General features: G+C 48.4%; 16 protein-coding genes. 12 read left to right on the top strand and 4 right to left on the bottom strand.

Annotated features, from left to right (window positions below):
- Positions 1-38: 38 nt before the first annotated feature.
- Complete coding sequence (locus ACFVU8_RS11185) at positions 39-191, bottom strand: DUF1540 domain-containing protein (protein ID WP_175373001.1); 153 nt, start codon at positions 189-191, stop codon at positions 39-41.
- Positions 192-521: 330 nt separating this feature from the next.
- On the opposite strand from ACFVU8_RS11185, the gene ACFVU8_RS11180 reads away from it, so the two are divergent.
- A complete protein-coding gene (locus tag ACFVU8_RS11180; protein ID WP_387427395.1) occupies positions 522-1,769 on the top strand; it encodes a DUF4349 domain-containing protein in 1,248 nt (415 codons plus the stop codon).
- 719 nt (positions 1,770-2,488) lie between these two features.
- Here the strand turns inward: ACFVU8_RS11180 and msrA are convergent.
- Positions 2,489-3,475 (bottom strand): peptide-methionine (S)-S-oxide reductase MsrA, encoded by a 987-nt coding sequence (gene msrA, locus ACFVU8_RS11175; protein ID WP_379465695.1) that lies wholly within the window; start codon positions 3,473-3,475, stop codon positions 2,489-2,491.
- Between the two features lie 88 nt (positions 3,476-3,563).
- Positions 3,564-4,172, bottom strand: a complete 609-nt coding sequence (locus ACFVU8_RS11170; RefSeq protein WP_387427393.1) for a TVP38/TMEM64 family protein — start codon at positions 4,170-4,172, stop codon at positions 3,564-3,566.
- 160 nt (positions 4,173-4,332) lie between these two features.
- On the opposite strand from ACFVU8_RS11170, the gene ACFVU8_RS11165 reads away from it, so the two are divergent.
- The 9 genes from ACFVU8_RS11165 (at position 4,333) to ACFVU8_RS11125 (ending at position 12,970) form a co-directional block, all read left to right on the top strand.
- A complete protein-coding gene (locus ACFVU8_RS11165) occupies positions 4,333-5,268 on the top strand; it encodes a Gfo/Idh/MocA family protein (RefSeq protein ID WP_387427391.1) in 936 nt (311 codons plus the stop codon).
- A 27-nt stretch (positions 5,269-5,295) separates the two neighbouring features.
- Complete coding sequence (locus ACFVU8_RS11160; RefSeq protein ID WP_379465692.1) at positions 5,296-5,619, top strand: hypothetical protein; 324 nt, start codon at positions 5,296-5,298, stop codon at positions 5,617-5,619.
- A gap of 125 nt (positions 5,620-5,744) precedes the next feature.
- Positions 5,745-6,062, top strand: a complete 318-nt coding sequence (locus ACFVU8_RS11155; RefSeq protein WP_175373008.1) for a winged helix-turn-helix transcriptional regulator — start codon at positions 5,745-5,747, stop codon at positions 6,060-6,062.
- 327 nt (positions 6,063-6,389) lie between these two features.
- Positions 6,390-7,115, top strand: a complete 726-nt coding sequence (locus ACFVU8_RS11150) for a hypothetical protein (protein WP_387427389.1) — start codon at positions 6,390-6,392, stop codon at positions 7,113-7,115.
- Positions 7,116-7,221: 106 nt separating this feature from the next.
- On the top strand, positions 7,222-7,977 hold the full coding sequence (ric, locus tag ACFVU8_RS11145; RefSeq protein WP_387427387.1) for an iron-sulfur cluster repair di-iron protein: 756 nt from the start codon (positions 7,222-7,224) through the stop codon (positions 7,975-7,977).
- 166 nt (positions 7,978-8,143) lie between these two features.
- A complete protein-coding gene (locus tag ACFVU8_RS11140) occupies positions 8,144-8,845 on the top strand; it encodes a hypothetical protein (protein WP_387427386.1) in 702 nt (233 codons plus the stop codon).
- Positions 8,846-9,320: 475 nt separating this feature from the next.
- Positions 9,321-11,747 (top strand): nitrite reductase large subunit NirB, encoded by a 2,427-nt coding sequence (gene nirB, locus ACFVU8_RS11135; RefSeq protein ID WP_387427385.1) that lies wholly within the window; start codon positions 9,321-9,323, stop codon positions 11,745-11,747.
- 54 nt (positions 11,748-11,801) lie between these two features.
- Positions 11,802-12,122 (top strand): nitrite reductase small subunit NirD, encoded by a 321-nt coding sequence (gene nirD, locus ACFVU8_RS11130; protein WP_387427383.1) that lies wholly within the window; start codon positions 11,802-11,804, stop codon positions 12,120-12,122.
- Positions 12,123-12,178: 56 nt separating this feature from the next.
- Positions 12,179-12,970 (top strand): formate/nitrite transporter family protein, encoded by a 792-nt coding sequence (locus ACFVU8_RS11125; RefSeq protein WP_387427381.1) that lies wholly within the window; start codon positions 12,179-12,181, stop codon positions 12,968-12,970.
- 371 nt (positions 12,971-13,341) lie between these two features.
- On the opposite strand, the gene ACFVU8_RS11120 is transcribed toward ACFVU8_RS11125, so the two are convergent.
- The gene (locus tag ACFVU8_RS11120) at positions 13,342-14,061 is read right to left on the bottom strand and encodes a Crp/Fnr family transcriptional regulator (protein WP_217622451.1); all 720 of its coding nucleotides are present in this window, start codon (positions 14,059-14,061) and stop codon (positions 13,342-13,344) included.
- Between the two features lie 434 nt (positions 14,062-14,495).
- Between ACFVU8_RS11120 and ACFVU8_RS11115 the strand changes: the two genes are divergently transcribed.
- Positions 14,496-16,802, top strand: a complete 2,307-nt coding sequence (locus tag ACFVU8_RS11115; protein ID WP_379465686.1) for a glycoside hydrolase family 65 protein — start codon at positions 14,496-14,498, stop codon at positions 16,800-16,802.
- A complete protein-coding gene (locus tag ACFVU8_RS11110; RefSeq protein ID WP_387427380.1) occupies positions 16,799-19,084 on the top strand; it encodes a glycosyl hydrolase family 65 domain-containing protein in 2,286 nt (761 codons plus the stop codon). Before ACFVU8_RS11115 ends, ACFVU8_RS11110 begins: the two co-directional genes overlap by 4 nt.
- Positions 19,085-19,117 lie beyond the last annotated feature (33 nt).

Here is a 19,117-nt window from a genome sequence, read left to right as displayed (position 1 = left end):
GAAAAGAAGGAACCGTGGAGGGTTCCTTCCGGGTAGGCTTACTTGCTCTCGAATGTTTTACAATCTGTTTCTTCCGCACGTGTTGGCTCCTTGGAGCTGTGGAAAGCAACAAAGATGGAATCAGCCTGACATTTGTTCTCCTCTGCCCAGTGGGTGCAGGAGTTGACTTCACAGATTACGTCTTTTGCCATAAGGGTTCACCTCCCCTTTAGTAAAATGACTGCATCGTTAAATGGAATGCACTGCTCGGCAAGGTGGAGCTTGTCCGAACAGAACCATGCCCTCATCCTAATTGGATGTTAGGGTTTTTGGTGTTATTTGTCTGTTAAGACACCGTAATTGTACCAAACAAAGTGACTGTTCGCAAACAGTAGCATCCTGATCAGGATACTTCTGTTTTTTTGTTTTTTTACTAGGATTCTTTATCACTTTATGCAAAACTTTTAATAACATGCAACCTTCCAGCTTCTGGAATCGTCTGGGTAGAAAGAAGTATTCTACTAAATTATGGGGGTATGGCGATGCGAAAATGGGGGCTGTATGGGATTTGGTTTTTGATTTTGGTTATTGTCGTCACGGGTTGCGGATCGGCTGACAAGAACAGCAGTAATATGGCTGCGGATTCGGGAACGGCTAGCTCTGAAAGTAAATTTGACAGTGAGGCGCTGATACAAAAATCTGAGATGGCGGACAAGTCTATGTCTAATGTTTCTGCCGATTCGGACGCCAGCGCCGAGGGCGGATCAGGAGACGGTAGTACGGACACCGCAGGAGATTCTACAGCGTTAAATACCGGCAAGGCTGGTGCCGGATTTACAGGCAGTGACGTAGTAGCTGGATTGAACAAGAAGCTGATCTATCGCGCCAATCTGAACATGGAAGTGGATAACTACGCTAAGGCTCAGACTGAGGTTCGCAACATGGTGACGCTTGCCCAAGGCTATATTATCGAGTTCAACGAGAATATGTCTGAATATGAGCAGGGTGGCACTTTTATTATGAAGGTACCTGCATCTGGCTTCTCCTCTTTTTTGAGTAATCTTGAAAAAGTGAAGCATGCGAAACTCCAGCGTAGTATTCAGGGGCAGGATGTATCTGAAGAATATGTAGATCTTGAGTCCCGGCTGAAGGCTAAGCAAATGATGGAAGCCCAATATACCGAATTTATGAAAAAAGCGACCAAACCCGCTGACCTTGTCGCGTTTGCCAACGAACTGGGTTCCATCCAGGAGGAGATTGAACGGATCAAAGGGAGAATGCGTTACATTGACCAGAATGTTTCGTTTTCAACTGTAGAGCTACGTTTGTACCAAACGGACGAAAGTTTTGATGTGATGAAGAAAAAGGGTCAGGATCCACTCGGTACACGCGCATCTCAGGCCCTGAGCGGCAGCTTGAATGCGTTATCTGTTACCTTTCAGTGGATTGTGGTGATCCTGGCCGGTGCTTTGCCAATATTAATCGGTGCAGCGCTTGTTCTGATTATCGTTTTTGCTTATCGTAGAAGAAGACAGCGCCGGCAGAGTGAACAATCTCAATTGATTCGGGAAGCGAACCGGCAGACGGGGCGGACGCAAGAGAAAACGCCGGAAATCCGGCAGCCGTCACCGGAGATCAAACAGACGCAGGCGAAAGCAAACCAGACGCAGGCGAAAGCAGACCAGGCGCAGCTTAAGGTAGAGAAGTCACAATCGGAAGATGTGCAAGCGCCACAGGGCGGGGCTGATCCTGTGGATGAACGTGAGAATGGTAACCGTGATAAAAAGTAATGTATGCGGGTGAGAAATTTGTACTGGAACGCGAACCTGCCTCATTTGTTGCTGAAGCTAAGTGGAGGTAGAAGGTACTGCGTTTGTTGAAAGAAAAAAATCGGGTAGACCATTTAATATACAAACAAACAAGTGTATCGAGCAGAGGGATCAGTTCGTTTAGAACAATCTGATGAGTATAACCAGAGTCGTTGTAAGCGAACAAGGCAGTCCTGTTATTGTGTGAATATCTGGAGAAATGTTTGAATTAACAGGAGAATCTCCAGTTAGCCAACAGTGTGGGGGATGATCAGCTTGTACCTTTTGGGTATAAGCCAGAAGTGAGTAACGGAATTAGTAACAGGAGTTAATCACAGGAGTTAGTAACGAGCATTCTAGTTAGATTTCATTGTTGGCAATAGATATTCCGTATTTCTTTACTATTTCCACTAATGGTACACACAGCAAGATCAAAAAAGCCGTCAAGTCTCACGTATTCCGTGAAGCTTGGCGGCTCTGTCTTTGGCTTTGATATTACTGTGAGAAGCACAATAGCAGGTCAGCTATTCGTATTTAACGGTGTTGTATAAACAGCGTAGTGGCTCCTGTCTGTACTTATATGTCGAAGTTTTAGTTGCTGCTCATTATTCAAACGCACACACGTACTCAAACTCATTACTCAAGCTCGTACTCTAACGCGTGCTCGAACTCATACTCTTACCAATACCCATCCCCGCTAATTAAGCTTGCTGAAAAAGTACCCGGTATTCCCCGTATCCTTCTTCTTCAAGGTCTTCTTTGGGCACAAACCGCAGTGCAGCGGAGTTGATGCAGTAGCGCAGGCCGTTAGGGCCGGGGCCGTCGTTGAACACATGGCCGAGGTGAGAATCGGCTTCTTTACTGCGGACTTCCGTACGGACCATCAGGTGGCTGAGGTCGGTCTTTTCTTTGACGGAGTAATCGCGGATCGGACGGGTGAAGCTCGGCCAGCCGCAGCCGGAGTCGTATTTGTCCTCAGAGCTGAACAGCGGCTCGCCGGATACGATATCTACATAAATGCCATCCCCGTGATGATCCCAGAATTCGTTGCGGAAAGGCGACTCTGTCGCATTATTCTGTGTCACTTCATATTGGAGTGGGGTCAAACGTTCTCTCAGGCTTTCCTTGTCTTCCTTATGGGACCAGTGTTGTTCGATAAAAGCATCCCGGCCGGAGCCAGTGCGGTAGCGTTTGTAATGCCCCGGGTTCTTGTGGTGATAGCCTTGATGGTATTCTTCAGCCCTATAGAACTTGGACGCTGGAAGAATAGGAGTAACAATTGGCTTGGAGAAGCGGCCGCTCTCCTGAAGCTCGGCTTTGGAAGCTTCTGCCTCAGCCCGTTGTTCCTCGGAATGGGTGAAGATCGCTGTGCCGTACGAAGTTCCACGGTCGTAGAACTGTCCGCCTTCATCGGTAGGGTCGATTTGTTGCCAGAACAGCTCTAACAGCTTGCGATATGGGAAAATATCCGGATTGAACGTAATTTGCACCGCTTCTACGTGGCCCGTAGTTTCGGAGCATACTTCTTCATAGGTAGGGTTCTCTGTATGGCCGCCGGTATAACCTGAGACTACGTCGATAATGCCCGGTAGCTCCTCAAAAGGGGATACCATGCACCAGAAGCATCCGCCTGCGAAGGTGGCTTGTTCCGTTTTGGATTCTATATGATTCTTATGAACTTCACTCATTAATATCCCTCCATTCGGATAATGCAATTAAATAGATCACAATTTAATTATAAAACAAATATGGGCCGCCTGCCAGCAGTTGCCTCCATTAAGCCCCATTTGGACGCGAGCGTAATGATAGCCCTGCTAGGCCAATCACAGCCACGTACAGCAGGACAGCAATAATAGCATTACTTGGATTGCTCAACCCATTGCCGCCAAGATATGCGAACAGGGCGATCCCGGGGATTTTGCCTAAGCCTGATGCCAGTAAAAAGCTCCAGAAGGGCAGGCCTGCTGCTCCGGCGTAAGCGTTGACCGCAGTCTGCGGGATGATTGGCAGCAGCCGGGCCAATACGACAGAAGCGAAGGGACGGCGTTCCACAGTAGCTGTGAATTTTTCAAGCGCGGGAATAGAGGCCAGATAGGCTCGGGCTCTGCCCTGGAACCAGTACTTTACGCCAATGAACATCAAGGCTGCGGCCAGGTTAGTCGCTAACCAGCAGATCACCGCACCTGCAAGACTCCCATATACATAGCCGAATAATCCGATGACGGCCTTGTAGGGCACTACCGGAAATAAAGCGAGCACGGTGGCCATTCCCACCGACAAAATCGGGTTTTGAACATTTCGCATCCAGTCCAGGATGTCATTCCTGTACATAAAAGCTGCGCCTATACCCGCAATATACAACAGAATCGGCAACCATTTTCTCATTTTAATATGCCCTTTCCTCCATCTCTTCATCTCATCATACTGAAAAAAATGAAATTATTGAAGCAAAGGTCATTTGTCGGGTCACCAGTTCAAGGTATAATAGCTGGAAGAGTGTATACGTGATGAACATTCAGACTTCAAGAGGGGGAGAGCTCACGACATGATAGTTCCTGATCGAAAAAGAGTTGCACTGGTCGGCATCGGTGGTATTGCGCGTAAAGTATATCTGCCACTGCTGGCTAACCATCCACATGTGGAGGTCGCGGGAGTGTTGAGCCGTTCCGCGACAACTGTGCGAGATACGGTAGAGACCTATCGTTTTCCTCAGGGCACGACCGATTTGAATGAATTACTGTCCTGGGATGTGGATGCCGTATTTGTACATAGCCCAACACCCTCCCATTATGATATCGTTATGAAATGTCTAGAACGCAGAGTCTCAGTCTATGTGGACAAGCCGCTCTCATATGACTTGAAGGAGTCGCAGGAAATGGCCTCTTTTGCTCAGGAGCAAGGGGTTCTGCTGGCTGTAGGGTTTAACCGCCGGTACGCTCCTTTGTATATGCAAGCGAAGGCTTGGTTAGAGCAGGCGGGTGGCATCAGTCAATGTACTGCCGTTAAGCATCGAACAGAGCTTCAGTCTGGCAGTAGCCGGGAGACGGTGTATGATGATCTGATTCATATGCTGGATTTGCTGCTATGGCTGTGCGGCAATGACTATGAGCTGTTACGATCCATGCTGCAAAGTAACAAAGAGGGACAATTGCTGCAATCCTCAGGTCTATTGGGTTGGAGTAGTGGAGCGTCAGGGATGTTCAGTATGATCCGGGATGCCGGAACAGATCTGGAGAAGCTGGAGCTGCACGGAAACGGTAGATCAGCGGAGGTAGTGAACCTGGAGACAGCGGTACTCTATGAAAAAGGTGGCTTGCCGCGTAGCCAGGGCTTTGGTAGCTGGGATACGATACTCCAGAGAAGGGGCTTTAGCGGCGCTGTGGATGATTTTCTAAGCCATATTGACTCTCCGGAGCAATGCGGCATCGCGGCCGCAGCCGTATTGGCAAGCCACAAGCTGGCGGAAGAGCTTACGGATTGAGGAGAACAGAAAGGGGACATACATAAAATGGATGACCAGCGTAAACAAATGGAAGAACAGATTATTGAGAGTTATAAGCGTGATGAAGAAATGATGATTCTTGTTTTTGCCCAGTGGTGTGTGAACAATAAGCTGGACCCGCATGCCTTATATTTGCAGGCTTACCCGCATCAGGAGAACAATGCAGCTCTGCACCATGCGCTCTCCTTGACCGTATCTGAGGAAGAAGCCGGATTCATTTCCAATGATACGGTGCTCGGCGTGTTGTCGCTGTATGGCAATGATGATCTGGCCTTCGTAGTCACTGAAGCGATAGCGGAACGCGCTTCTTCACAGGGTGACGGAGAGTAGTAAGAAACGGCAATTATTATGTCAGTATTAACTTTTTTTTGGCAAACGATGTTCATCGGGGTTGAAGTGTGGTAAAATTTTATATACTAACTAATAGTAAGTTTTATTAGTGAGAGGTGAAAACAATGGAACAACATCAACTGACAATGTGTCCGAGATTTGAGACGGCTTTTTCTTTCCTTGGCAAGCGGTGGAATGGACTAATTATTCAGACGTTAATGAGCGGGCCGAAACGCTTCAAGGATATTTCCGGTCTGATCCCTTCGATGAGTGACAAGATGCTGTCGGAGCGGATGAAGGATCTGGAATGCGAAGGCATTCTGGTACGCCATGTCTATCCAGAAACTCCGGTACGGATTGAATATGAGTTGACGGACAAAGGACGGGCACTTGAGCCTGTCATGAAACAAATTTCTGTATGGGCCGAGAGCTGGGTTGAGTAGCTTGCATCCGGTCAATGACTTGTAGATAGCCTCTTTCTCCTGTATTGGAGAGGGGCTTTTTTCAACCTCTGATAGCTCAGCTATGGTATTCAGGTCTGTCCAACTATGAAATTACTTATTTACTTAAAATTGGATAGGGAATGGTTGCACAAAGTCGAGATTTGTGTAATATAATAGAAAAAACATTGCCCATACTTCGTGGGGATGATTTCCAATCGCATGTTTTGTCCTGTTGTCCGGCCTAAGTATTCTCTAGTCAGCCCGGGTACCACGTTGCTGCTTGAGATGCATGCTTTAGATTCAGCACAACTAACAGGAGGCGAGAAGATGAAGACTACCCTGTTTTCCCGGGAAATAACGTATGGAAAAAAGGATGTTGCCGAGCTGGAGGCTGCTTCGATTAAGGTGCAGCTTATTTATGACAAGACACTGTTTATGCTTCACAGCCATCTTCCTAAGTCCGTGTGGGATGCGTGGATCGGTGTGCCTTACAATATTATTTCTTCCCTTTATAAGGGAGATAACGATGGTGGAACTGTTTTTCAGAAGTGGATTCAAGGTCCGTCCGGCTTTAAATGTATCGGTTGTGAACGTCACTGCCTGGAATCTACGTCACCTCCCGCTGAGATTCGTCCATCCGGCGTACAGCGGAAGTACAAATTCCACAATGGCATCAGACAAAGCATGGTACTTCAGGCTGTAATCTGGTCCATGTATGAGAATACGATATTGTTCGAACCCTTTTTGGGCGGGGAGCCCTTTTTGACTGAAGAGGATCTGGATACGATCTCCTCTTACTTCGTGCCAACCTATCTGAGCAAATTCCCTTTGCTTGAGCGCTCGAAGCCCTGTAAAGAGTATAAGGATCAGCATATTCGCGTGTACCAGGAATGGATCTCAGCACCCGATGTGGTCCTGCAATGGGATGGCGGGCTGACGGAAGGTCGATGGATGACTGGTGTTTATATGGATCATGCCCGGTTTGCCGGACTCGGCCCTTATGTGAAGGATGCCAAAGGCAAGCGTACGTATATGCAGGCCTTTGTTCAATAAAACGTTTCAATTGCTGTGTGCTAAATCACAAGTCAAGGTTTCTGTCGGAGGTAAAGTGGAAGGGTAGACCAACCTGAACCGCCAACCGAAGGAGGAACCCACAATTATGAGACAACCTATGAATAGAGTTTCAGCCTCCCGGCCAACGCCGGAGAGCAGTTTTAGCAATGAAACTTGGGTAAGAGATGTAGTACTGCTATTTCCTAAATCTGCGGATTATTTTAAAGTTAATCGAATTGATTTCTGCTGCGGTGGAGATAGACCGCTTGGAGAAGCTGTCACTGAACGGGGATTGGACAAGGATGCTGTGCTTGCCGACCTGAACAAACTGCTGATGGAACATCCGGTTCTGGAAGAAGAAACAGTATGGAACTATGCTCCTTCCTCTGAACTGATTCAGCATATTGTGGATAAGCATCATCATTACCTGCGTCAGGAATTGCCTCTAATCGCACAGAATGTCAACAAAGTATTTCGCGTTCATGGAGGAAGCTCTCCACATTTGGCCCAGCTACACGAGCTGTTCCACAAGCTGATGGATGAACTGCTTGACCATACAGCTAAGGAAGAGGATACTCAGTTCCCTAGGATTTTGGCATATAGTGCTGATTCGGGAGCAGCCAGCTTGACAGAATTACGTGCTGCTCTGGCTGAGCTGGAGGATGAGCATGATGCTGCAGGCGATATTTTACGACAGATTCGCAAGATTACTGAGGATTTTACACCTCCGGAACACGCGTGCACTACGTATCGATTGACCTATGCGCGCCTAGAAGAGTTAGAAGGAATGACGTTTGAACATATTCATCTGGAGAACAACATCCTTTTTCCCAGATATCATATAGAAGCAGAGTTTGCATAGAGTCCCTTCGGGGACTCTTTTTTATTCTATCAATAGGAATAATCTCCTGATTTTGCATTGAGAACATGGCTGGCTTCGGTTATCCTAAAATGAGACGAAATACGAAGTGATTACAGCCTGAGACACTACTAGCGGATGTTGTCGGGAAGATAAGGCGGTGCTGGAAATGCCCATGGTAGGGTTGGGGCGTTTGTTGCTAGGAGTGATTATTATTATGACCTTGGGGGGATGCTCCTCCGCTCTAGGTACCAAAGCGGAAATGGTTACAGAGCCTGTGGGGCCGACATTCTCTTTAATGGTTGGCGGCAGAGAACTGGCTGACAGCACAGAAAGATTGTTGAGCGGCACTTATAGAAAAGGAATCACGATTCTTGAACTGTTGCAGGGCAGCGGTATTGCTGTATTTGCGGAAGACAGACAGAAGATTCTCGCTGTAAGCAATGTGTCCCTGGGGCCAGAAATGGAATGGGAAGTACAAATGGACGGCAAGGTAATCAGTAATACGAATTGGAAGAGCAGTCCCGTTAATTCAAGCGCACGTGTTGTGATTATGGCAAAGTCGGATGCCGGAGGCAAAGACCCGGATTCAGTCTTCCTATACGTGAACGGTGGGAGTGAGCAGGAGAACCTGACACATATATACGTAATGAGCTTTACAAGTGATCTCTCTGTGAGAAGCCTGCTGAAAAGCTGCGGAATGGTTCAACTGTCGGAAGACAACCAGAGAATACAGGCGGTGAAGGGACATACACCACTGTCCAGTGAAATATGGAAATTGCGAGTAAATGGAAAAAAGCTGCTGGACAACGGGATGGACATGAAACTTCGGCCGATGGATGAGTTGGAGATTTCCTTAGGGTTGCGATAATAACAATACATAACGGCCAGATCGCCTATTAGAAAAAGGGGGTCTGGCTATTTCATTTGCGTTCATCAGGGATTGTTATAGATAAGATGAACATAAGATTCCAACGTATGCTTGTCGTCACTACGGTGGAATGTTTGGACTTCCGGTCGCTGTTGTCACCAGATTTCTTCCTTGTAAACCGCTTGTAGCGGTTGAAATCTGGCTACAGCCCATGCTTCCGATGCTAGCATTCCTACGGAAAGCTTTCAGACGAGTGCTTCGCTCCTACAGTTCCAAACCTCCCCCTTCGTTCCTCCTCGCTATTTGTTACTTTCTGTTGTTCATCTTATATAGATGGTTAGTTGTTAAATATATTGTGAAAGTATTCACAAATACTGTGACTGCAATCACAATCACGGTTTAAATTTGAAATGTATACTTTCAGTATATGGAAGTAACAAGAGAGCATGCAGAAGCATTGAGGAGGTACCTAACCATGACAGCAAGCAGAGAAAAGTTGGTATTAGTCGGCAACGGGATGGCTGGAATTGGCACTGTGGAGCAGATTTTAAAGCTTGGCGGTGCGTATGAGATTACCGTGATCGGTAGTGAACCTCACCCTAATTACAACCGTATCATGCTTTCTTATGTTCTTGAAGGCAGCAAGACTACCGAGGATATTATTCTAAATAATTGGAACTGGTACGAAGACAATGGGATTACGCTGCATACGGGAACAACAGCTACGCGCATCGATACAGCATCACGCCAGATCTACACGGACAGCGGTTTGGTGATTCCGTACGACAAGGCAATCATTGCCACTGGATCGAATTCGTTCATTCTGCCGGTTCCGGGCAGCGACAAGGAGGGAGTAGTAGGCTTCCGCGATATTGCGGATTGTGAGGCTATGCTGGAGGCAGCGCAGCAGTATAACAAAGCAGCTGTAATTGGCGGGGGACTGCTCGGACTGGAAGCGGCCAAAGGGCTGGTCAATCTGGGCATGGATGTCACTGTCGTGCATCTGATGGAAGATTTGATGGAGCGCCAGCTGGATCGGAGCGCATCTTCAATGCTGCAAGCCGAACTGGAGCGCCAAGGCGTGAAGTTTGCGATGGGTATGCAGACGGTAGAGCTGACCGGCGGGCAGAGGGTAAGTGGGCTGCGCTACAGTGATGGCAGTGAGCTGGCGGCTGATTTTGTGGTCATGGCTGTCGGGATTAAGCCGAACGTGCAGTTGGCGAGAGACAGTGGGCTTGAAGTTAACCGCGGCATTGTTGTGAATGACTATCTTCAGACCTCCGCAGTGGGAGTATATTCTGTGGGCGAGTGTACGGAGCACCGGGGTGTATGCTATGGCCTCGTCGCGCCGTTGTTTGAGCAGGGGATGGTGCTTGCGAAGCATTTGTGCAATGTAGACACGAAGCCATATGAAGGTTCCGTGGTATCGACTAAGCTGAAGATTTCCGGTGTGGATGTATTTTCTGCTGGCGAATTCATAGATACCCCCGAACATACGGTGATCTCTGCCAAAGATGAATGGAAACGAACATATAAGAAGATTTTGCTGAAAAATAATATTATCGTCGGCGCTGTTCTGTTCGGAGATGTGACAGAATCGGCCAACTTACAGAAGCTTGTGAAGCAAGGCGCGGAGATGACGGATGATATCTATGCCGAGGTTATGGGAACCGGCTGCTGCGGAAATGGGGAGGCCAAAAAGGGCTTATCTGTGGAATCTATGGCCGATGAAGAAATCGTCTGCGGCTGCAACGGTGTGACGAAGAAAGCTATTGTAGATGCGGTAACCGAGAACGGCTTCACGACGGTGGACGAGATCAAGGCCTGCACAGGCGCAACCCGTTCTTGCGGCGGCTGCAAACCTGTGGTTGAGCAGATTTTGCAATTTGTACTTGGTGACAGTTTCCAGCAAAGTGCCAAACAGGGCATTTGCACCTGTACTTCCCTGAACCGCGATGAGATCGTGGCAGAGATTCACGCCAAAGGTCTAAAAACCAGTAAAGAGGTCATGCATGTGCTGGGCTGGGCCCAGGAGGAGGGCTGCTCCAAGTGCCGTCCTGCTATTAACTATTATTTGGGTATGACTTATCCCGACACCTATGAGGATGAGAAGGAATCACGCTTTGTCAATGAGAGAATGGGAGCCAATATCCAGAAGGACGGTACCTATACTGTAATTCCGCGGATGTACGGCGGGGTGACTACACCGGAGGATTTGAAAAAAATCGCCGACGTTTCCCTCAAGTACGACGTTAAAGTGGTCAAAGTTACCGGCGGACAGCGCCTCGATCTGATTGGTGTGAAGAAGGAGGATCTGCCCAAGGTGTGGGAAGAGCTGGATATGCCGTCCGGTTATGGTTATGCAAAGTCGCTGCGTACCGTCAAGACCTGTGTGGGATCACAGTTCTGCCGCTTTGGCACCCAGGATTCTATGGGGATGGGGGCTTTGATGGAACGCAAGTATGAACGCCTGGACTTCCCGGCTAAATTTAAAATGGCGGTCAACGGCTGCCCGCGCAACTGTGCGGAATCCTGCACGAAGGATATCGGCATCGTCGGCAATGATGGCGGCTGGGAGGTCTTCATCGGGGGCAACGGCGGGATCAAGCCGCGGATTGCAGATTCATTCTGCAAGGTCAAGACCGATGAGGAATTGATTGAAGTATGCTCAGCCGTGATGCAGTATTACCGGGAGACTGGCAACTACCTGGAGAGAACCTCCGAATGGGTAGAGAGAATGGGACTTGAGAACATTCAGAACGTTATTCTGAACAATGAGAGTAACCGCAAGGAACTGGCGGCACGAATTGATTTTGCCCTGGCCCAGGTTAGCGATCCTTGGAAAAAAATCCTGAACGATGACAGCACCCGTTCGGCTCTGTTCGAGACAGCAAAGGTCTAGCCATGCGCAAGCTGGCCGGAATGAGGAAGGAATAATCTTAAAGGAGCGAGAACGATGGAAATGACGAAGCAGGAATATGCGATCGGCGCAGTGCAGGATTTTCTACCACAGATCGGCCGGGTAGTTAGGGCGGGACAGACTGAGCTGGCTGTTTTCCGCACCTCTGACGGGACTTTTTATGCTGTGGAGAATCAGAGCCCTCACCCGAAGGGCGGACCGCTCGCGGAAGGAATCGTATCCGGCTATTATCTCTATGATCCCTTGTACGATTGGAAGATTGATCTGCGCTCTGGAGAGGTTCAGGCACCAGATCAGGGCAGAGTGGTGACCTATTCCGTTCAGATTGAAGAAAATCAGGTGAAGGTTAGCGTGTAGCCTGACCGGTTAAGATTCATAAGCATGGTGAACCAGAAACAGCGGGGTGAAAGTTAATGTTTGCACAAAATGTGGAGAACATCGTTGAAGCAGCTGTTTACAAAAGGGATAAAATGAATGAAAGTCTGCCCAAGTATTTTCTGGCAGCACTACTGGCAGGGGCCTATGTAGGGATCGGCATTATCCTTATCTTTTCACTGGGAGCGCCGCTGGCAGCACTCAAGTCGCCATTTCAATCACTAATTATGGGGGCTTCCTTCGGGATCGCATTGAGCCTTGTTGTCTTTGCGGGATCGGAGCTGTTTACCGGCAATAATATGTTTTTTACTGCAAGCACGCTTGCAGGCAAAACGAGCATCGGGGATACACTGAAAAACTGGGTGATCGTCTTTTTTGGCAATCTGGCGGGTGCAATAGTTCTTGCTCTTCTGATTCAAGGGACGGGGCTATTCAAGGCGGCTCCGGCGGAACATCTAATTTTCACGGCTGCTGCTAAAAAAATGAGTCTGCCGTTCTCAGAGTTGTTCTTCCGCGGCATTCTTTGTAACTGGCTGGTGTGCCTGGCGTTATGGATGTCCTCGCGGGCCAAGAGTGAGACAGCCAAGCTGGTGCTGATCTGGTGGTGTCTGTTCGCGTTCATCGCCAGCGGCTATGAGCACAGTGTAGCGAATATGACGCTGCTGAGCGTAGCGCTGCTGCTTCCAGGTCATCCCGAAACGATCTCGCTGGCAGGCTGGCTGCACAACATGATTCCTGTAACGCTCGGTAATATTATTGGCGGCGGCGTCTTTGTCGGTATGGCCTATTGGCTGATTTCACCTTTGCGCGGCGCGGGTAAGAAAATCTAGAGGCAAAGCTAAAGAGTATATTAGAGGTAAAAGCTAGAGCTAGAGATAAAACAAAAGCAAACGCAACATCAAACGTAGAGTTAAAGGGCGTCTTTTGCTGAGCACAATGCTACTCAACAAAGTTACACTTTTTAAACCAGGATGTCTCCAGCAGGTCGGGGACTTCCTGGTTTTTTACATTTGGAGGACTGTCCATGTCGTTTGGTCCTTCTAAAAGCCCCTTATTTGGCCTTTGTCATCATCGTAGATCGCCAGTACAGCCGTAAAAAAAGACGCCCCGCAAGGCGTCTTGACCACTCTATTAAGTTCCGTGAAATTTCTTGGGTCAGGTATGATTCAATGAGGTGAATAGAGGGTATTAGATTAGGGCGTTAAATTCGGCAAATTTCTCCCGGGCACATTTCGCAATGGCAAATTTCCTGAAGCATGCCCAGATCCTTGATGACGATCATGCCATTCTCATATTCCACAGCGTCTTTCTTCCGAAGATCGCTCAGCATCCGGTTCACGCTCTCACGGGTGGCACCGATCATATTAGACAGGTCTGTGTGCGTTATTTTTTTGTTAATCAGAATGTTCTCGCCGCTCTTCTCACCATAGGTGTTGCCCAGACGGATCAACGTAGAGCAGAGTGCACCCGGTTTACCATACATCATTAGATCCCGGAATTTAGTTTGTGTCAGACGATGATGAATACCCATCCATTTCATGAAGTCAATGGCAAAGTCGCAGTGCTGGCAGATGAGAATCTCCAGATCCTTGTGTTCTATGACGCCTACTTCGCTGTCTTCAATGACTTCGGCTGTAAAGCTGTGCTTCGTGCTGAAGAAAGGATCCGCTTGACCGACCATATCGCCAGCTTGGTACATATAGAGAATGAGTTCTTTACCTTCATCGGTAGATTTGGTTAATTTCACACGTCCACGTTTGATGTAAAATAGTTTATCCGAATAGTCGCCTTCCCAGAAAAGGTGTGATCCTTCAGGGACTGTACGTTCTTTCATTGTAACGAGAAGTCTGTTGAAGTTCTGCTCGGAGAAACATTTCGTATTGCCATGGGCTTCGATAGCATTGTGGTATTCCTTGATCATAATCGACATCCCCTTTATTCCCTCAGTTTTTCAGTAAATTTTAAATTAATTATACCTTGAAATTGGCCAGATATGGGTAAAAAAAAGCCCTTAAAAGTGTCGAATTTTTAACATTGTGATTATTTTCACTTCAAATGTGTGAGATTTAATATGATTTTCGCGACATTAGGAGTATAAAGGGTAACTAAGGTGCATAGCAAAACAGCCATTACCAGTATACACATATAGTGGGATTTGGTTGTTTTTTTGTTGTCTTTTTTGCAAAAGAGGTTGGTTTGTACACTGGTTTCTCATAATTTCGTATAAATGCACATAACTCTGTTACAGCCGGACATTGGCGACAATAAAGCCGGACGATATCCTAGAGTTGAGCGTCTGGAGCTCTGTGATTATAAGGGCGGGCGGACAAAACTCAGGAGAAGGAGAAATCATACATGGCTAAAGTAGCGGACAAATATCTAAAGGTGGATCCGTGGGCAATTATCGAAGAGGGCTTCGACACGGAGCGGAACCGGGTTTCCGAATCTATCTTTTCACTAGGTAACGAATACATGGGCGTACGTGGATACGCTGAAGAAGGATACAGCGGTGACAGTCTTATCGGGAGTTATTTCAACGGTTTAAATGAACAGCTGGACATCGGCAACCATTATAAAGGAATTATTCGCTCTCTGCGGTATATGGTCAATTCCGTGGACTGGCTGCATACACGTATCGCTGTAGACGGCGAACAGCTTGATTTGGCTAAGAGCAAGATTTCGGATTATGTACGTAAACTGGATTTCCGTACGGGCACCTACCGCCGGGAATTTGTATGGCATCTGGAGAATGGGAAAAGCCTGAAGCTTGTTTTCACCCGTCTTGTCAGCATGACTATGTCTCACCTTGGTTTGCAGCAAGTTGCATTTGAGCCGCTAAACTTCTCCGGAAGTGTGGATATCATTGCGGGTCTTGATTTCAATATCATTCATGAAGAGCGCGGCGTGAGCATGTGGAACCCTGTTCGCAGCGGAGAGCAAGATGGAATCTCGGCAATTTTGGCGAGCACCATAAATACCGGCAACAAGCTGTTCTCCAGCTTCACATTGAAAGCTTCCCAGCCGCTTGAAACGGCACGTGTTGAACGGGAGAAATTCATTGGACAGAGCTTCTCACTGGAATTGACCCAAGGTGAAACTGCACACTTTACGAAGTTTGCTATCAACTGCGCAGACAGCACATCCGCAAGAAGTGCCGAAGAGCTGTGGAGTGAAGGTCTGGGTCTGGCTGTGGCGTCATCGAGTCTTGAAGAGAAGGCTGTACTTGCGGAGCAAGAAGCTTACTGGAACGGAATCTGGGAGACCAGTGATATTAGTATCGAAGGCGATCCTGAGAACCAACAGGGTATCCGGTTCTGTATTTTCCAACTGTATCAGACCTACCATGGAGACCATCCCGGCTTCAACATCGGAGCCAAGGGTCTGACGGGGGAAGTATACCGCGGATTGGCCTTCTGGGATACAGAGTCCTACTGTCTTCCATTCTATATGTTCAACAATCCGAAAGCGGCCAAGAGCTTGCTGGAGTTCCGCTACAGAACGCTTCCTGAAGCTATGCAACGCGCCAAAGATGTGGATTGCGAAGGTGCTTGCTACCCGATCGCTACCATCGACGGAACGGAAAGCTGTGATCTGTGGCAGCACTCCAACCTGCAGTTGCATGTAGGTACGGCAGTATCCTTTGGTATTTGGCACTATGTCAAGAATACTGGAGACAAAGAGTTCCTATTCAGCAAAGGGGTAGAAATGCTGATCCAGATCAGCCGTTTCTATGCAACACGCGGTCAATGGGGACAACGTACTGGTGAATACGGTTATTTTGGAGTTATGGGACCAGACGAATTCCAACTGATGGTGAACAATAACTGCTATATCAACCTAATGGCTAAAAAATCCTTCGAATTTGCCCTGGAAGCGATTCAGGAAATGAAGGAAAAGGCGCCGTCCGAGTTCGCTGAATTGTCAGCTAAAGTGGAACTGCGTGAGGAAGAACTGGGCGACTGGAGCAACAAGGCAGAAAAAATGAAGATTCCTGTAGATAAGGAAACTGGAGTATATGAGGAGCATGACGGATTCTTTGATATGCCTCACATTGATATTCACTCCATTCCAGTCACTGAATTCCCGCTGTATTCGAACTGGTCGTACGATCGCCTGTACCGCTATGACATGATCAAACAGCCGGATGTGCTGATGTTCATGTTCCTGTATAGTGAGCAATTCACCAAGGAAGAGAAGCTAGCTAACTATGAATACTATGAGTCAAGATGTATCCATGAGTCTTCGTTGTCGCCATCGATTCACTCCATTCTTGCCAGCGAAATCGGCAAGCATGAGGAAGCGTACAACTTCTTCGAATTCGCAACACGTCTTGACCTGGATAACTATAACCGCAATACCCGTGAAGGACTTCACACGACTTCCATTGCTGCGGCATGGATGAACATTGTGTACGGATTTGGCGGCATGCGTTCTGACGGCGAGCGCCTGTCATTCCAGCCATCCCTGCCTGAGCGTTGGACATCCTACAGCTTCCAGGTAATGTACGAGGGAGTGCTGCTGAAGATTGTTGTGAGCAAGGATAACGTTAGTCTGAAAGCCATCAGCGGCGGTAGTACTGAGATTATTGTGTACGGGCAACGGATTAAAGTGGATGCCTCCGGTACGGTGCTTCCGCTGGGCGAAGGGATGATTGCAGGTTGAACTGGACAGTTAGAGAAGAGAGCTTCGACAAGAACCAGATAACGACGAACGGGAACAAATATATGACCGGCAACGGCTATATGGGTTATCGCGGCACACTTGAAGAATTCGGCAAGGAGCAGCTGTCCGCGGTGACACTGGCCGGCCTCTATGATAGAGCTGGTGAGAAATGGCGTGAGCCTGTGAACGCTCCGAATGGACTGTTCACGGTCATCTCCTGCAACGGCCAGCCGCTCAGTGTGCTTGATACCGAACCGGTATCCCACATACAAGAGCTGGATTTCCGCAGTGCAATCCACCGTCGTGAGACTGTGTACCGTACGCCTGAGGGCGGCACGGTGACCGTTACCGCCGAGCGTTTTGCAAGCATGGATAACCTGCATCTGCTTCTCAGCAAACTTACTGTCAGCAGCACAATCGATTGCCGGATTGATATTGAGACAGGAATCGACGGAGAGGTGTGGGATATCAACGGTCCTCACCTTTTCGAGAAAAAAGAATATGCCGAGGGCGATGTACTGATCTCTAGTGCGGTTTCTGGAGAATTGAACGTTCCGGTTGCCGTGGCAGAAATCGCTGATTTTGGCTTTGGAGAGCAGCAAATTGTGGATGGTCTGGCCATCCGCAAGCTCTTGCTGGATGCCAAGGCAGGCGAAACCTACGAATGGAACAAGTATGTGTCGGTATACACTGGCCTTGATGCCGGTAAAGCACCGGTAGACAATGCTGTAGAGGCTGTTCAGGCGGCGGCTAAATTAGGTTATGATGAGCTGCTTGCAGCACATCGTAAGCGTTGGGAAGATCGTTGGGTGGGCAGTGATGTGATCATTGAAGGTGACGATGAAGCACAGATGGCGCTCAGATACAGCATTTATCAGCTGCTGATCATTGCCCCAACGGAATCGGAGAAGGTCTCCATTCCGGCGCGCGGTTTGTCCGGGCAAGTCTATAAGGGAGCAGTGTTCTGGGATACAGAGATGTTCATGCTTCCGTTCTTCCTTCACAGTGATCCGAGTACCGCTCGCAATCTGATGATGTACCGTATCCACACACTGGATGGAGCCCGCCGCAAGGCAGCGGAATATGGCTTCCTTGGTGCGTTCTATGCCTGGGAGAGTCAGGATACGGGTGACGATGCCTGTACCCTGTTCAACGTGAACGATGTGTTCACTGGACGGCCTATGCGTACTTATTTCCGGGATAAACAGGTGCATATCAGTGCGGATGTTGTCCACGGTATTTGGCAGTATGTGCAGTTTACCGGTGATGACAGCTTGCTGGTGGATGGCGGAGCAGAGGTAATCTGGGAGTGCGCCAGATTCTTCTATTCCTACGCTTTCTACAATCCAGTCAAGAAGCGTTATGAAATTCTGGATGTGACCGGACCGGATGAATATCATGAACGTGTTAACAACAACGCCTTCACGAATGCGCTGGTCAAGGAAAGTCTGGAAATTTCGCTACGGACGGCGGAATTGCTCAAAGAGAAGTATCCTGCCGAGTTTGAAAAATTGACGGCTCAGTTCGCAGACGGTCCATTCCTGACCGAGATCGGTTCGATGCTGGAGAGCTTCTATGTTCCACAGCCTGATGAAGAGACGCTTGTCATTGAACAATTTGACCGTTATCATACCCTTGAAGAAGTCACGCTGGCGGATCTGAAATCACGTGTTCTGAATAAAAACGAATATTGGGGCGGCGGCAACGGTCTGGCTACTACAACCAAAATCCTGAAGCAAGCAGACGTTGTGCTCATGATGAACCTGTTCAAGCATTCCTTCTCTAAAGAAGTCAAGAAGGCGAACTGGGAATTCTACGAGCCACGCACCGAGCATGGCTCCAGTCTCAGTCCGTGCATTTATGCGCTGGTTGCTGCTGATATCGGCTCTCCCGATTGGGGATATCCGTACTTTATGCGGACCGCTACAGTGGATTTGACAGGTGAATCAAAGCAATACGTAGGCGATCTTTATATTGGCGGAACGCATCCGGCTGCGAACGGCGGCGCGTGGATGGCAGCGGTACTTGGTTTTGCCGGCGTGCATTTCGACGGTGATACCGTGCATATCAAACCTTCCTTGCCACAGAAATGGGAGGCAGTGGAGCTCCCGGTGGTCTTGCGCGGAGGAACCTATACGCTGAGAATCAGCCGCGGAGAAGTAACGATTACGGCTGCAGCTGGCAACAGTAGTGCATTAAACTTTGTTGTAGATGGCGCAGAGCCGCAGTTATGCCAGCCGGGCGTGGAGCTGAAACTTCAGACCGCAGGGGCTGCGGTATAACCCGATCAGCATTGTGATGTATTTTCAGCTACA

The sequence above is a fragment of the Paenibacillus sp. NPDC058177 genome, from assembly GCF_042883835.1.
GTDB classification, from domain to species: domain Bacteria; phylum Bacillota; class Bacilli; order Paenibacillales; family Paenibacillaceae; genus Paenibacillus_AQ; species Paenibacillus_AQ agri.
Note: the sequence above shows the minus strand (reverse complement) of the source record. Positions and strands in the feature narration are given on the sequence as shown.

What these genes read in the sequence shown, in the direction of transcription:
- msrA (WP_379465695.1), bottom strand. Translation starts at nt 3,475, where the DNA reads ATGAGTGAAGTTCATAAGAATCATATAGAATCCAAAACGGAACAAGCC.
- ACFVU8_RS11170 (WP_387427393.1), bottom strand. Translation starts at nt 4,172, where the DNA reads ATGAGAAAATGGTTGCCGATTCTGTTGTATATTGCGGGTATAGGCGCA.
- ACFVU8_RS11180 (WP_387427395.1), top strand. Translation starts at nt 522, where the DNA reads ATGCGAAAATGGGGGCTGTATGGGATTTGGTTTTTGATTTTGGTTATT.
- ACFVU8_RS11120 (WP_217622451.1), bottom strand. Translation starts at nt 14,061, where the DNA reads ATGATCAAGGAATACCACAATGCTATCGAAGCCCATGGCAATACGAAA.
- ACFVU8_RS11140 (WP_387427386.1), top strand. Translation starts at nt 8,144, where the DNA reads ATGCCCATGGTAGGGTTGGGGCGTTTGTTGCTAGGAGTGATTATTATT.
- ric (WP_387427387.1), top strand. Translation starts at nt 7,222, where the DNA reads ATGAGACAACCTATGAATAGAGTTTCAGCCTCCCGGCCAACGCCGGAG.
- ACFVU8_RS11115 (WP_379465686.1), top strand. Translation starts at nt 14,496, where the DNA reads ATGGCTAAAGTAGCGGACAAATATCTAAAGGTGGATCCGTGGGCAATT.
- nirD (WP_387427383.1), top strand. Translation starts at nt 11,802, where the DNA reads ATGGAAATGACGAAGCAGGAATATGCGATCGGCGCAGTGCAGGATTTT.
- ACFVU8_RS11150 (WP_387427389.1), top strand. Translation starts at nt 6,390, where the DNA reads ATGAAGACTACCCTGTTTTCCCGGGAAATAACGTATGGAAAAAAGGAT.
- ACFVU8_RS11155 (WP_175373008.1), top strand. Translation starts at nt 5,745, where the DNA reads ATGGAACAACATCAACTGACAATGTGTCCGAGATTTGAGACGGCTTTT.
- ACFVU8_RS11160 (WP_379465692.1), top strand. Translation starts at nt 5,296, where the DNA reads ATGGATGACCAGCGTAAACAAATGGAAGAACAGATTATTGAGAGTTAT.
- ACFVU8_RS11125 (WP_387427381.1), top strand. Translation starts at nt 12,179, where the DNA reads ATGTTTGCACAAAATGTGGAGAACATCGTTGAAGCAGCTGTTTACAAA.
- ACFVU8_RS11185 (WP_175373001.1), bottom strand. Translation starts at nt 191, where the DNA reads ATGGCAAAAGACGTAATCTGTGAAGTCAACTCCTGCACCCACTGGGCA.
- ACFVU8_RS11165 (WP_387427391.1), top strand. Translation starts at nt 4,333, where the DNA reads ATGATAGTTCCTGATCGAAAAAGAGTTGCACTGGTCGGCATCGGTGGT.
- nirB (WP_387427385.1), top strand. Translation starts at nt 9,321, where the DNA reads ATGACAGCAAGCAGAGAAAAGTTGGTATTAGTCGGCAACGGGATGGCT.